This window comes from Streptomyces sp. NPDC006743, from assembly GCF_040703815.1.
Classification (GTDB): domain Bacteria; phylum Actinomycetota; class Actinomycetes; order Streptomycetales; family Streptomycetaceae; genus Streptomyces.
Genome location: NZ_JBEYJA010000063.1, coordinates 24,463 through 37,525, shown reverse-complemented (window position 1 = coordinate 37,525; position 13,063 = coordinate 24,463). Strand labels below are relative to the sequence as shown.

The 13,063-nt window shown below is 75.2% G+C and carries 14 protein-coding genes; 8 read left to right on the top strand and 6 right to left on the bottom strand.

Annotated features, from left to right (window positions below; genetic code table 11):
- Positions 1 to 104 precede the first annotated feature (104 nt).
- Positions 105 to 1,349, bottom strand: coding sequence for a hypothetical protein (locus ABZ719_RS33000; protein WP_366728840.1), 1,245 nt, complete (start codon positions 1,347 to 1,349; stop codon positions 105 to 107).
- A gap of 160 nt (positions 1,350 to 1,509) precedes the next feature.
- Here ABZ719_RS33000 and ABZ719_RS32995 point away from each other — a divergent pair, with 160 nt between their 5' ends.
- The 3 genes from ABZ719_RS32995 (at position 1,510) to tgmB (ending at position 3,145) form a co-directional block, all read left to right on the top strand.
- Positions 1,510 to 1,860: a YkvA family protein gene (locus ABZ719_RS32995; RefSeq protein WP_366728839.1), complete on the top strand. Its 351-nt coding sequence runs from the start codon at positions 1,510 to 1,512 to the stop codon at positions 1,858 to 1,860.
- A gap of 121 nt (positions 1,861 to 1,981) precedes the next feature.
- Positions 1,982 to 2,173, top strand: coding sequence for a putative ATP-grasp-modified RiPP (gene tgmA, locus ABZ719_RS32990; protein ID WP_366728838.1), 192 nt, complete (start codon positions 1,982 to 1,984; stop codon positions 2,171 to 2,173).
- A 15-nt stretch (positions 2,174 to 2,188) separates the two neighbouring features.
- The gene (tgmB, locus tag ABZ719_RS32985) at positions 2,189 to 3,145 is read left to right on the top strand and encodes an ATP-grasp ribosomal peptide maturase (RefSeq protein WP_366728837.1); all 957 of its coding nucleotides are present in this window, start codon (positions 2,189 to 2,191) and stop codon (positions 3,143 to 3,145) included.
- Positions 3,146 to 3,221: 76 nt separating this feature from the next.
- On the opposite strand, the gene ABZ719_RS32980 is transcribed toward tgmB, so the two are convergent.
- From ABZ719_RS32980 to ABZ719_RS32970, 3 genes are all read right to left on the bottom strand, one after another.
- Entirely contained in the window at positions 3,222 to 3,479 is a 258-nt protein-coding gene (locus tag ABZ719_RS32980; RefSeq protein WP_366728836.1) for a DUF5133 domain-containing protein, read from the bottom strand.
- Positions 3,480 to 3,570: 91 nt separating this feature from the next.
- Positions 3,571 to 3,744, bottom strand: coding sequence for a hypothetical protein (locus tag ABZ719_RS32975; protein WP_366728842.1), 174 nt, complete (start codon positions 3,742 to 3,744; stop codon positions 3,571 to 3,573).
- A gap of 807 nt (positions 3,745 to 4,551) precedes the next feature.
- Positions 4,552 to 5,097: a hypothetical protein gene (locus ABZ719_RS32970; RefSeq protein ID WP_366728835.1), complete on the bottom strand. Its 546-nt coding sequence runs from the start codon at positions 5,095 to 5,097 to the stop codon at positions 4,552 to 4,554.
- A gap of 437 nt (positions 5,098 to 5,534) precedes the next feature.
- Between ABZ719_RS32970 and ABZ719_RS32965 the strand changes: the two genes are divergently transcribed.
- Together ABZ719_RS32965 and ABZ719_RS32960 are read left to right on the top strand one after the other, a co-directional pair.
- On the top strand, positions 5,535 to 5,768 hold the full coding sequence (locus ABZ719_RS32965) for a DUF397 domain-containing protein (RefSeq protein ID WP_366728834.1): 234 nt from the start codon (positions 5,535 to 5,537) through the stop codon (positions 5,766 to 5,768).
- A gap of 128 nt (positions 5,769 to 5,896) precedes the next feature.
- Positions 5,897 to 6,817, top strand: a complete 921-nt coding sequence (locus ABZ719_RS32960; protein WP_366728833.1) for a helix-turn-helix transcriptional regulator — start codon at positions 5,897 to 5,899, stop codon at positions 6,815 to 6,817.
- Between the two features lie 198 nt (positions 6,818 to 7,015).
- On the opposite strand, the gene ABZ719_RS32955 is transcribed toward ABZ719_RS32960, so the two are convergent.
- The gene (locus tag ABZ719_RS32955; protein WP_366728831.1) at positions 7,016 to 7,834 is read right to left on the bottom strand and encodes an SAM-dependent methyltransferase; all 819 of its coding nucleotides are present in this window, start codon (positions 7,832 to 7,834) and stop codon (positions 7,016 to 7,018) included.
- A 229-nt stretch (positions 7,835 to 8,063) separates the two neighbouring features.
- Between ABZ719_RS32955 and ABZ719_RS32950 the strand changes: the two genes are divergently transcribed.
- From ABZ719_RS32950 to ABZ719_RS32940, 3 genes are all read left to right on the top strand, one after another.
- Entirely contained in the window at positions 8,064 to 8,381 is a 318-nt protein-coding gene (locus tag ABZ719_RS32950; protein ID WP_366728830.1) for a hypothetical protein, read from the top strand.
- A 134-nt stretch (positions 8,382 to 8,515) separates the two neighbouring features.
- Positions 8,516 to 9,496: a Gfo/Idh/MocA family oxidoreductase gene (locus tag ABZ719_RS32945; protein ID WP_366728829.1), complete on the top strand. Its 981-nt coding sequence runs from the start codon at positions 8,516 to 8,518 to the stop codon at positions 9,494 to 9,496.
- Positions 9,497 to 9,575: 79 nt separating this feature from the next.
- A complete protein-coding gene (locus ABZ719_RS32940) occupies positions 9,576 to 10,778 on the top strand; it encodes a PP2C family protein-serine/threonine phosphatase (protein ID WP_366728828.1) in 1,203 nt (400 codons plus the stop codon).
- Between the two features lie 28 nt (positions 10,779 to 10,806).
- Here the strand turns inward: ABZ719_RS32940 and ABZ719_RS32935 are convergent, their stop codons facing one another.
- Positions 10,807 to 12,417, bottom strand: coding sequence for an MFS transporter (locus ABZ719_RS32935; protein WP_366728841.1), 1,611 nt, complete (start codon positions 12,415 to 12,417; stop codon positions 10,807 to 10,809).
- Positions 12,418 to 13,063: the final 646 nt, after the last annotated feature.

Here is a 13,063-nt window from a genome sequence, read left to right as displayed (position 1 = left end):
CGCCGCGCCGGGGCCGCCCCCCCGGGGCGGGGCCGGCCGCCCCCCCCCCGCCCCCCCCCCCGCCCCGCGAGCGGTGCTGCCGCCGGTGGCGGTGGCGCCGGCGCTCAGACCTCGGGGCGTGGCACCGGGTGGCGTTCGGCCACGTGCACCATCAGCAGCAGGGTGAGGGCCGCCAGCGAGGCGAGCGCGGCGCAGCCGGCGGTGAGCCCGGCGCTCGACGGCGGCGCCACCGTGACGGCGAGGGCCCGGGACATCCCGGCCGGGGCGAACCGTCCCTCGACGTAGCCGAGGGCGGCCAGCGCCGCCGGCACCACCGATCCCGCGACCAGAAGCACCACCCCCGCGCGCACGACCAGCGCCAGCGCCAGGGCCCCGCACAGGAGGGACACCGCGAGGGCGGTGCCGTAGACGAGGGCGGAGGTGCCGTCCCGGCGCAGCGGGAAGTGTGCCGCGCCGCACACGACGAGGGCCGCGGCGGCGACCCAGCCGGGCCAGAACACGAGCCGCGCCCCGGCCGGCGGGCCGCCGTCGTCCTGCGGGTCCGGGGCCTGCACCGTCTCCGGGTCCGCGTCGCGGCCGGGAACGGCGTCCAGGAGGACGGGATCCCCGGTACGGCCGATGTCACCGATATCGCAGGTGTCACCGGTATCGCCGGTATGACCGGGCGGCGGTTCCAGGCGCTCGTCCACGGGCTCGGCCGGGTCGGCTCCTCCGTCCTCCCGCGCGGCTCGTACGGCACACGGCTGCTCGGTGGCGGAGGCAGCCGTGGGTACGGCGGCGGGCACGGGCGCCGTCGCGGACACCGGGGCGGGCGCCGGGGCCGTGGCGGGCGCCGGGGCGCTCCTTCGGGTCAGGCCGCCGATGAGGTCCACCAGTTCCTCGGACGAGCGCGTGCCCAGGGCCGCCCGGACGGCCTCCCTCGCGCAGTGCGGCTGCTGCGGCGCCTGGTGCAGCAGCGCCAGCAGGCGGGCGACCTCGTCGAGACGGCGGTGTTCGACGGCGGCCCGGATCGTGTCGTCGGCCCTCTCGGCCGGGCGGGGCGGCCGGGTCAGCTCGGCGACCAGCCGGGCGACCTCCTCCACGGGACGGTCCAGGGCGGCGGCGCGCAGCACCCGCCCGGCCGTGTCGGCGTACCGCGGGGACTGTTCCAGGAGGGTGACGAGCCGGACGACCTCGTCCAGGGGCCGGCCGCCGACGGCGTACCGGACGGGACGATGGGCGGGCTCGCCGTCCGCGCCGTCCGTCTCACCGCCGCCGGCGGGCCCGCCGGGCGGACCGGACCGGTGGATCTCCTCGGTGAAGGCGATGACGGACTGGTTCGGCTGGGGTGGTGAAGAGCGGGTGGTCATCTGGGCTCCAGGGCAGGGGTGCGGCCGCTCCTGCGCCCCCGAAGTGCGGCACGCGACTTACCCTGACCATTGATAGAGCGGGCTCCGCGGGGGCGCCACCGGGGCGCGGCACCGGAGTGAGGGCGCCCGGGACGCCGAGGCAGGAGGAGGGAAGCGGGCGGTGGACTCCACGACGAAGGTGCTGCTGGTCGCCGCGGTCCTCGCGGCCGTCGTGCTCGCCGGGGCCGTCGCCGTGCTGGTACGGCTGGTGCGCACCCGGCGCCTCCTGCGGCGCGCCGGGCTGCCGGCCGGGCCGCGCTGGGTCTTCTGGGCGGCGGTCCTCTACTTCGTGCTGCCGGTCGACCTGCTGCCCGATCCGGTGTACCTCGACGACATCGGTGTCCTGCTGCTCGCGCTGCGCACGCTGCGCGGTGCCGCCGGCGCGGCAGGGGCGGACGGGGTCCTGGCGGGGCGCCGGCCGGGGCGTTCCGGGTCCCCGGGGCTGCCCGACGCGCATGATCACGCTCCGTGAGGAAACCATTCACCCGTTCGATTCGTATAAGTCTCCGGAACCCGAAACATAGTCAGCGGCCCAAGCGAGACCGCAAGGACGACCACCGCTTGATCGCGGCTGCACCGACAGGGGAGAGACGATGCAACCGTTCGCGCTCAACTACGCACGTCCGGCCGTGGAGTGCGAGGCCGGTACGCCGTACGCCTACGACTCCGGACTTCAGCTGAACGTGCTTCCCGACGGCAGGATCGCCGCGTGCGACCGTGCGCTGCTGAGGGAACTGGGCACCACCACCTCCACGGCGGGCTCCAAGACGCACTTCGACGACTGAACACGGTCGGCGACGATGACGGTACTGATCCTCACGGGTGAACAGGACGTGACGGCGGACATGGTGGTGCTGCACCTGAACGCCACCTCGGTCCCGGTGGTCCGGCTCGATCCGGCCGATCTGACCGCGGGCGCCGAGCTGTCGGGCGAGTACGCGGGCGGTTCCTTCCACGGCCATCTGTCGTGCGCGGGACGGGTGGTGGGGCTGAGCGGGCTGCGCTCGGTCTGGGTGCGCAGGCCCGGCGTTCCGGCGGCCCGGGCCGCCGAGCCGTCGGCCTGGCTCACCGAGGAGTCGGCGCAGGCGCTCTACGGCATGCTGCGCGGCTGCGGGGCACGCTGGATGAACGATCCCGACGCGGCGCGCCGGGCCCGGGTCAAGCCCTGGCAGCTGCGGCTCGCCCAGTACTGCGGGCTGCCGGTGCCCGCCACCCTGATCACCACCTTCCCGCAGGCCGCCCGGGACTTCGCCGCGCGCCACCCCGACCTGGTGGTCAAACCGGTCTCCGGGGCGCACCCGCAGGAGCCCCCGCGGGCGGTGCCGACCAGCCGCGTGGCGCCGGAGGCGGACTTCGGGGCGGTCGCCTACGGGCCCACCCTGCTGCAGCAGCGGGTGGCCAAGCGGGCGGACATCCGTCTGACCGCCGTGGGGGACACGCTGCTGGCCGCCCGCAAGGAGACACCCCCGGACGCCGACCCTGACGAGGTCGACGTCCGCTTCTCCTCCGCCGGGACGCCGTGGCTGCCGGCCGAGGTGCCGTCACGGGTGGCCGCGGCCGTCCGGCGCTATCTCGGGGAGGCCCGACTGGCCTACGGGGCTTTCGACTTCGCGCAGGACGCGGACGGCCTGTGGTGGTTCCTGGAGTGCAACCAGTCCGGGCAGTTCGGGTTCGTCGAGGTGGAGACGGGCCAGCCGATCGCCCGGACGATCGCCGAGTGGCTGGCCCGGCCGGCGGCACCCGGCGCCGCGGCGTGACCGGCGTGCCCGCATCGCGGACCGGCACGCGGTGCCACCGGGTGCCACGGGCGCCCCCTCGCCCCCTGTCCGGGGGTCAGACGGCCAGCGACAGGCCGCTGTCGCCGTCCGCCTCCGGGGCGACGTCCGCGGTCCGGCCGCTGGTGAGCAGCAGCGCGTCCGCCCGGACGATGGCCTCGTCGAGGCTGGTGGTGCCCATCATGACGCACAACGTGTAGCTCACGTCCTCCAGCTCCCGAGCCGTCTCGGCCCGCTCCCTCTCCGCCTGTGCGATCTTCAGTGATGCGTACCGGGTCAGCAACGTTCTGACGATCTTCGGGTCCGGAACCAGCACGGAGCGCCCCTCTCTCGAATTTTTCCTGCGTATGCCCCAGGCACGCCGTGCCATGCATGCCGACCGCCTCGCGGCACATGATTGACCAGATTCAGTCGATTTCCGGTGGATCACCCATGGACCGCCGGCGGGCCCCGGCCGTCACCGGCCGCCGTCCCCCGCCGCTGCCGCGCGCCGCGGCCCGGCGCTCCCCCGCGGCCGGGCCGCCCCGGACACCGTCGTACCCGCCGTGGCGCACGGCGCGGGCCCTGCACCGGCGCGGCACGGGGCAGCGGGAGCAGACCGCGCGGGCCGGCGTATCCGGCACGGCGGCCGGCGGTCCTCTCCTGACGGGAAGCACCGCTCGGGGTCGTCGAAGCGGCACGTTCCGCGCTCGCGCCGGTTCTTGGCCGGGCCCGTGGTGGGACGGACGCGGGGTGGGAGGTACGGGCCGGACGGCATGGCCGCGCGCCGCGCTCGATCCGCTGGGTGACGCTCACCGGGACATCCGCTGCACATTCGGCCGCACCTCCGCGGGCAGCCCCCGTCGACGGCGACAGGGCGTCGCACGACCCGCCAGAGGTATCCGCAATATAGGGTCTTTTCCGGCCTTCGGCCAAGATGGGGCGAGCGGCACGCACCGGACACACCGCAGAACACGGCGTCAGAAGCCGCCCCGGGCGGACGGTTTGCGGCAGGAAGGCAGGAGCGGCGGGCGATTCTCCGCGGACCTGGCCGGATCCCGGCGGGTCCTCGCAGGGCGGCCTGCCCGGGGGCGGTGAACGCATCGGAAGCCGGGGCGCGCCCTTCCGCTCTCGGCCGCGCGCGTGTCAGGCGGCCTGGGCGCGGTGGAGCGCGAGACGGTGTTCTCCCGGACGAGCGGTGCCGTCGGACAGGACCGAGACAGGACCGGCTTCTCGGGCACGACCGGCCGGACGGCTGCCGCCCGGGGGCGTCCAGTGCGCGAGACGGCGCCGCCGGGCGCCGCGGCGCGTTCCCCGGCCGTTCCGTGCCGTGGCCGCGGCGGGCAGCCGCCGCGGGAGAGGCGTTCGCTGCCGCGCAGGGTGTGGCGCGGGGCCGGTCGCGGAGGGGCTCACCCGGCGAGCGCGTCGGCCAGTTCCGTGGTGGCCCGGGTGATCTCGCCGTCCTGTTCCGCGAGCAGCGTGCGCAGGGCGCCCGAGCGCGCACGGACGGCCTGGCGGGCCCGCCGCTCCCACACCACCGGATTCTCCCGGTGGTTGAGGACCTTGGGGTAGACGGCCGCGACGCTCTCCCACTGACGGGCGTCGGCGATGTTCCGGAGGAGCTGGATGATCTGCGGCCGGCAGGTCACCTGCGGCGCCTGGGCCAGCTCCCACAGGAACGGGACGGTGGCGGCGGTCGCCTGCTCGACCACGAAGCCGTACTGGCACACGCGCGTGCGCAGTTCGTCCAGGGCCGCGCGGGCGGCGTCCGCGTCGCACCCGGCCACCCTGCGCAGCAGGGCGGGGATGCCGGCCGCGGAGCCGGTGGAGTCCCTGATGTCGCTCCAGGGCACCTGCCCCAGTGCCGCAAGAGGCGTGGTGGCGGCCACGCCGGTCGTGGGGGTCGCACGGTCGGTGCGCTGGGTGCTCGGCTGGTCCGTCGGTGCGGTGCGCATGGCGTCGGGCCTTTCCGCGGCGGTCGTATGGGGGGAGGGTCCTTCGGCGGGGCGGGTGCGCCGGCGCTTCACGGTCCGGGGCGTCCGGTCCGCGGCGCGTGCCGGGGTCCGGGTCCGCCGCCCCGGTGCGCGGCGCTGTGCGACGGCGCGGACGCGGGGGCCGGCCGGGGTGCGACGGCGGCGGTCACGCCCGGTGCTCCGGGCGGGAGGATCGCAGGTGAGGGCACTGGCGTCTCCTGATGCGACGTCACCGAGGCGCGCCCACCGAGGGGTTGACGCTCCGGCTATTATCCACGCTGTCAGCGTCCGCGTGCAATTGCACGCGAAATTTCTCGTGAAAGTGCGCGGCGAGGGGAAGGATCCGGTGGGGCGCCGCCGAGGACCGACGGCGAGCCGTGCACACCTCACGACGGAACGGGAACAGCGAGGAGACTGCGGTGCCACCAGTGTCGAACGGAGTGCGGGCCAGTGCGTTGGACGCCCGCTGGATCAAGAGCAGGCACAGCAACGCCGAGGGCAACTGCGTGGAAGTCGCCGCGCTGACCGGCGGGGACATCGCGGTGCGCAACTCCCGTGACCCCGACGGCCCCGCCCTGGTCTACACCCCGGCGGAGGTCGCCGCTTTCCTGGCGGGCGCGAAGGACGGCGAGTTCGACCATCTGCTGAGGTGATCCGCAGCCATCCGCCGGAAAACGGAGGGGAGTTGGCGAGTTGCCGATCTCGTCCGGACGGATGCCCTCCGCGGCGGACCGGTGCGATAGTGTAAGCCTCAAGTCTGCCGGTCCACTGGGGAGTCAGGATGTCCGCCGAGCCGCATCGCCTCTCCCGTCTGGAACCCTATCTCGACCGTGCCGAGCCGGCGCCGACTCTGCTGAAGATGCTGGTCGGCGTCCAACTGGCCGGTTTCCGCGAGGACGCCGGGATGTCGCAGGAACAGGCGGCCCGGCAGCTGGGATTCAGCGCGGCGAAGCTCTCGCGCATCGAGTCGGGCAAGGGCCGCCGGCCCCCGACGGAGGGTGACGTCCGCGCCCTGCTGCGGCTGTACGGCACCGACGACTACGAGTCCTCGGTCCTGCTGAAGCTGCTGCACCGCGCCGGGGAGCCCGGCTGGTGGCAGCGCTACGACAAGCGGCTGATGCCCGAGTGGTTCGACCGCCTCGTCGGCCTCCAGGAGGCCGCGGCCGCGATCCGCACCTTCGAGATCCAGTACGTGCCCGGCCTGCTGCAGACCCCGGCCTACGCGCGGGCCGTGGTGGAGCGCGGTCTGCCGACCGCCTCCGCGGGCGAGGTGCAGCGCCGGGTCGAACTGCGCACCAAGCGGGCGGAGTTGCTGTCCCGTCCGGACGCGCCGCAACTGTGGGCGATCATGGACGAGTCGGTGCTGCTGCGCGTCCTGGGGAGCCACGCCGTCATGCGGGAACAGCTCGCCCGGCTCGTCGAGATGGCCCAGCGTCCGCACGTGACCGTGCAGATCGTCCCGCTGGACGTGACGAACGCGTCGGCGCCCGCGATACCCGTCACGTACCTGCGCTTCGGCGGGCTCGACCTGCCGGACGTCGTCTACCTCGAGCACATCAGGAGCGCCAACTTCCTCGAGGACCGGGACGAGACGGAGGAGTACCGGATCTCGCTCGACCGGCTGGCCGACGAGGCGCTGACTCCCGTGGAGTCACTGGCGCTGCTCCGCAGAACCATGGACGAGCGCTACGCGGGACGCTGACCGGCCCCCCGCGCGCCCCTGCGCCCTCGGGAGCAACGCCACGCGGGCCGAGCGTCACGCGGACAAGTACCGCGCCGACCAGCGCCGACGACATGGTCGCGCCCTGGCGAGTACCGCGCCGACAAGCACACGCCCCCGGTGGCCACTTGTGTCAGTGGCCCGGGGGCGTCACCGTCGGGGCGCGGCCGCCGCGGTCCGCTACCTGACCACGCCGATGCCGCCGAACTCGACCCACTCATGGGTGAGCTGACGGGGCGCCACCTCGGTGTCGGGGCGCCAGGTGGACACCTCGACCAGGCCGGGGTCCAGGATCTCCAGACCCTCGAACCACTCGGCGACGTCCTTCTGCTCGCGCACCCGGCCCCAGTGCCCCTGGGTGGCCTGGGCCATGAAGTCGGTGACGAAGTCACGGACCTTCGGGTCGTCGCTGACCAGTTGGCACATCAGCATGATGCTGCCGGGCACGAGCCGCTCGCGGACCCGCTCGACCACGGCGAGCGGGCCGTCGGTGTCACTGTCCGGGATGCAGTGGAACACCGAGTTGAACAGCACGGCCACCGGCTCGGAGAAGTCGATCAGCCGCCGGGTCTCCTCGTGCGCGAGGATCTGGTCGGTGTCCCGCATGTCGGCGTGGATGACCGCGGTGCGCTCGTCCTCCTGCAGCAGGGCGCGGCCGTGCACCAGCACCATCGGGTCGTTGTCCACGTAGACCACGCGCGTGTCGGGGGCGATGCGCTGGGCGACCTGGTGGACGTTGTCCTGGGTGGGCAGGCCGGAGCCGTGGTCCAGGTACTGGCGTATCCCGTATTCCTGCGTGAGTGTTCTGACCGCCCGCTGCAGGAAGCGGCGGTTGTTCAGGGCGAGCCTGCGGGTGCTGGGGACGACCTTGTCGAGTTCCTCGCACGCCACGCGGTCCGCCGCGTAGTTGTCCTTGCCACCGAGGTAGTGGTCGTACATGCGCGCGGCCGTCGGCACGTTCTCGTCGATCTTCGTGGACAGTTGGTTCTCCGTAGGCATCGATCCCCCAGATTCGCCGAATCCACCGCGCCAACTGGGCCGGTTCGACTGAGAGTACATCCTAGGGAACCCGTGTTTGACCGAACCAGTCCGTGGCCGGACACAGGGCCGCGACCCCCTGTCCGATCGTCCCGATCGGCCCGATCGTCACACATTCTTCACGTCGCCGGACCCATCGAAGGCGCGGTTCGGAGCACCCGCCTCCTGTGTCGGAGAGGGAGGCGTCGTGGTGGTCGTCGCTGTTCTGTTGCTGCCGCTCGTGGGTGTGCTCCTGCTCGTCATGGACCGGATCGAGGACCGGATGTCCGGCGCCGCGCCGGCGCGCGGCCGGCCCGCCCGGCACCTGGGGCACCTGCGGCTGATCCCGGGCGGCCGCCGGGAGGGCGCGCGGGACCCGGGTTCCGCCGCTTCCGGGACGGCGGAGCAGGAGGAACCGCACGGGCCGGCCGACGTAGCCGGGCGCCCGAAGACGGGTACGCCGCAGGAGGCGGGCGACGGCGCCGCGCGGCGGCGGGAGGCCGGCGTGGGACGGGACAGGGCGGCCTGAGACGCCGGTGGGGCGTTCGCGCGACCGTGGGCTCCCCCGCGCCGGCGCCCCAGGCGCTGTGGCACCCTCGGCCGGGACCGGACCGCTGCGGGTCCCGGTCGTCATCCTGTTCGACTCTGTGGAGAGGCAGCGGTATGCGCATCGGACTGCTCGGCACCGGCCCCTGGGCCCGGATGGTGCACGCACCCGCCCTGAGCGGGCACGACGGGCTGGACTTCGCCGGGGTGTGGGGGCGCCGGACGGCCGCCGCGGAGGAACTGGCCGCCCGCCACGGCACCCGTGCCTACGACGACGTCGACGCGCTGCTGGCGGACGTCGACGCGGTCGCCGTCGCGCTGCCGCCGGACGTGCAGGCCGAGCTGGCGGTGCGCGCCGCCCGCGCCCGCTGCCATCTGCTGCTCGACAAACCGCTGGCGGCGACGGTGGCGGGCGGCCGGGCCGTGGCCGAGGCCGTCCGGGAGTCCGAGGTGGCCTCGGTGGTCTTCTTCACCACCCGGTTCCAGACGGCACCGCAGGCGTGGATCGACGAGCAGGCGAAACGCGGAGGCTGGTTCACCGGGCGTGCGCAGTGGCTCGGCGCGGTGTTCTCCGGGGACAGCCCGTTCGCCGCCTCGCCCTGGCGGCGGGAGAAGGGCGCCCTGTGGGACGTCGGTCCGCACGCGCTGTCGGTCCTGCTGCCGGTCCTCGGCGACGTACGGCGGGTGTCGGCCGCCGCGCCCGGTCCCGGGGACACCGTGCACGCGGTCCTCGACCACACCGGCGGCGCCTCCAGCACCCTGACCCTCAGCCTGACCGCCCCGCCCGCGGCGGCCGGGGCGACGGTGGAGGTGCGGGGCGCGGCCGGGGCGGCGGTCCTGCCGGAGGACTCCGAGGAGGCGGTCACCGCCTTCACCCGGGCGGCGGACGCACTGGCCGACGCGGCGCGCACCGGACGCCCGCACCCGTGCGACGCGGCCTTCGGACTGCGCGTGACGGAGATCCTGGCGGACGTGGAGACACTGCTGGACCGCACCGAGCACGGTTTCGGAGCGGCGGACGCCGACCAGTCCCCTCACGGCGTCGGCGTCGAGATCCGCGACGGGGCCCGCGGGGGGTCGGCGGCAGCGGCTGACTGAGGGTGCGGTCGGGCCCCCATGCCTTCTGGACCGCCGCGTCCGGGGTGCGGGGTCCGGGGCCGCGTAGCAGCGTGGTGGTGTGGTGAAGCCGCCTGCCCTGGTGTCGCGCCGGGACCCGCTCCGGCGAGGCTGGCTGCGGGGTGCCCCGCCGCCCCGCTGGGTACGCGTCCTGCCGGCCGCGCTGGCCGTCGGCGTGTGCGCGGCGACCCTGGTGAGCCCCAACCCGCTCGACATCGGGTTCCTGCTCGGTGCCATCCCGCCGCTCGCCGTGCTGTCGTACGGGCCGCTGACGACCGCGCTGCTCGGCGGTGTCGTGGTGACCCTGCTCAGCGTGCCGGCCTTCCGGCTGGACCACCCCGGCAACACCGACCTGGAGACGGTCTGCTTCGTCGCCGCCCTGAGCGTCCTGCTGTCGTACGTGCGCAGCCGCCGCGACGCGCAGCTCGACCTGCACCGCACGGTCGCCGAGGCCGCGCAGCGGGCCGTGGTGCCGCCGCTGCCCGAGCGGGTCGGGCCGGTGCGCTGCGCCGGGCTCTACCGTGCAGCGCAGCGCGGCACGCTGGTCGGCGGGGACTTCTTCGACGTGCGCCGCGGTCCGCGGGGCGTGCGGGCGGTCATGGGCGACGTGCAGGGCCACGGGCTGGCGGCGGTGTCCACGGTCGCCGCGCTGCTGGGCAGCTTCCGGGAGGCGGTGCTGGACCGGCCGGGTCTGACGGAGATCGTGGCGGCGCTGGACCGCCGGCTGGTGGTGGACTCGGCGGAGGTGCGGCACGCGGAGCTGTTCGCGACGGCCGTGCTGCTGGAGTTCTCCCGCGACGCGCGGTCGGTGCGCGTGGTGACGTGCGGCCATCCGCCCCCGGTCCTGTTGCGGGACGGGACCGCGACGGAGCTCGCCGTGACGCCCTGGACGCCCCTCGGCCTCGGACTCTCCGACGGGCTCCCGTCGCCGGACGGGCACGTCGAGCCGCTGCGCCCCGGTGACGTGCTGTTCCTGGCCTCCGACGGCGTCACCGAGGCACGCGACGGGGACGGCGCGTTCTACCCGCTCCTGGACCGGCTGCCCCGGCTCGCCGACGGCGATCCGGCCGTCCTCGCCGACCGGGTGCTGGCCGATCTCCTCACGCACTGCGGGACCATCCGCGACGACGTGACGATGCTCGTCCTCACCCCGTGCCCGTCGCCCGAGGCGGAAGCGGGCACGGACCCGGGTACGAGAGCTGCCGCGGCTGGGGCTGCGGCTGCGGGACGAGGGGGGCTTGGGGGGTCTGGTGGGGCGATCTGAGGGGCACGGGGGCCGGTCCCGGTGCCGCTCAGGCGCCCTGGGTGCAGCCGGCGGCGCAGAGTCCGTCGTGGCCGGGCTCGCCGGGCGCGGCCGCCGGGTGCCGGGACGGAACGGACACGGGCACGATCACGGGGACGGCCGCGGGAGCGGACACGGGCGCCGCACCGGACCGCGCGGCAGCCGCCGGTACGACCGGGTGCCGCGCGGACGCCGACTCGGGTGCCGGCGTGGGTACGAGCGCGGACGCGGAGACCGGCGCAGGTACGGGGGCGAGCACGGGCGCGGACGCGGAGACCGGCGCGGGTACGGACGCGAGCGCTGACGCGGAGACCGGTGCAGACGCGGGGGCGGGGCGGGTGCGGCGGTCGCGCAGGACGGTCGCGACGGCGATGGTGCCGGCGATGAGGACGCCGCCCAGCACCAGCGCGCCCCGGGCTCCCGCGGCCTGCATCAGCAGGCCCAGCAGCGGCGGGCCGACCAGGCTCCAGCCGGTGCTCGCGGTGCGCCACACGCCGAGCACGCGGCCGCGCATGTGCGCCGGCGGGTCGGTCTGCAGGACGGTCGTACCGGCGGTGTCGGAGACCGACTCCACCACCGCCATCGGGGCGACGAGCAGCAGCAGGACCCACAGGTCCGGGGAGAGGCCGGCGGCGATCTGCAGCACCGCGCCGGCCGCGGCGAGAGCGCCCACCAGGCGTACGGAGGGGCTGCGCAGGTGCCCGGCCAGCACCGCGCCGGCGACGCCGCCGACGGCCAGGACGGTGGAGACCGTGCCGAACGCCCCGGCGGCGCCGCCGAGCGGCCCGGTGACCAGCACCGCGAGGGTCAGCCCGTAGTTCCGGCCGAAGACGCTGCTGATCGCGGTGATGCCGGCCAGGGCGACGAGCCGGGGGCGGCGCAGGAAGAAGCCGAGGCCGTCGCGGGCCCCGGTGCCCCGCCGGGACGGTGCCGGGGCGGCGGGCCACCGACGGGATGCCGGGGAGGCGGGCGCCTCCTGCCCGGCCTCGGGGTGGGGGCGCAGGAAGGGGATCACCGCGGCGACGGCCAGGAAGGAGATGCCGTTCGCCGCGTACGCGGCTCCGGGCCCCCACCAGCTGACCACCATTCCGGCCAGGGCGGTGCCGCCCACCCGGCCGGCGCCGCTCACCACCGAGCCCAGCGCGATCGACGACGGCACGTCCTTCGGGGGGACGAGGTCGTTGCCGAGCAGGGCGCAGGCGGGCGCGTCCACGGTGGCGATCAGGCCGGTGACCGCGGCGAGCACCATGAGGACCGGCACCGTCAGGTGGCCGGTGACGACGAGCGCGGCGGTCAGGAAGCCGACCAGGGCGAGCAGGGCCTGGCTCACCGAGGCGGTGAGCCGGCGCGGCCACGCGTCGACGGCGGCGCCGCCGAGGAGCCCCAGCAGGAGCCCGGGCGCGGCCTGCGCGGACAGGGACAGGCCGGTCGCCGCGGCGGAGCCGGTGAGGTGGAGGACGAGGAGGTTCTGCGCGGTCAGCTGCATCCAGGTGCCCGCGTTGGAGACCAGGTTGGCCGCCGACCACCAGCGCATGCTGCGGTGGCGCAGGGCCCGCCAGGGGGCGCGGTCCGCCTCCTCGGCCGCCCGGCGCACCGGGCGCCGCGGTGAGGGGAGGACCAGGCGCCGGGAGGCAGCCGTGGGCACGGACGAGGAAGCAGGAGAAGCGGAGGAAGCAGAGGTGGATGAAGCCACAAAAGGACGCTTTGCGTGAGAGACCGGACGACTTGCCGTGCTGTGCCGCCGGAGGCGGCTCGACGGTGAGACGTGGTCGGGCACAGCGGCTGCCCATCATCACAGACGGGACGGGACGGTCGGTGCGCGCGGCCGCCGGCGCGGTCCGCGGGGGCACCCAACTCTGCCTCGAAGCACCGGGGTTGCCGACGCGGTGGTGTTGCTCACAGGAGGCGGAGCGGCGGCGCCGGGACAGAGGAAGCCGGGGGTGCGGGGTCCGTGCCGTGCGCGGGCCGGGACCGGTCCCCCGTTCCGGTCCCGCCCGCCCGTCCGGCCCCCGCGTGACCCCCTCGGCCCGTTGAACTTACGTGGCGCTTACGGGCGTCAAAACCGCGTCAGTGCCCTTTCGGGCAACCGGAGGACTCACCCGTGCACAGGTGAGTCCGGAATGCCCCTGTTGAGCCCTGCGACCGCCGTGCCTCGGCACCGGTCGGGTCCCTTGAGCACCGGGCATCGGCGGGCAGCGGAGCGAGCACGGGGGGGGCGGGTCGGGGCCGACCGGTCGCGGGACAGGCGCGACGGCGGGGCACGCCGG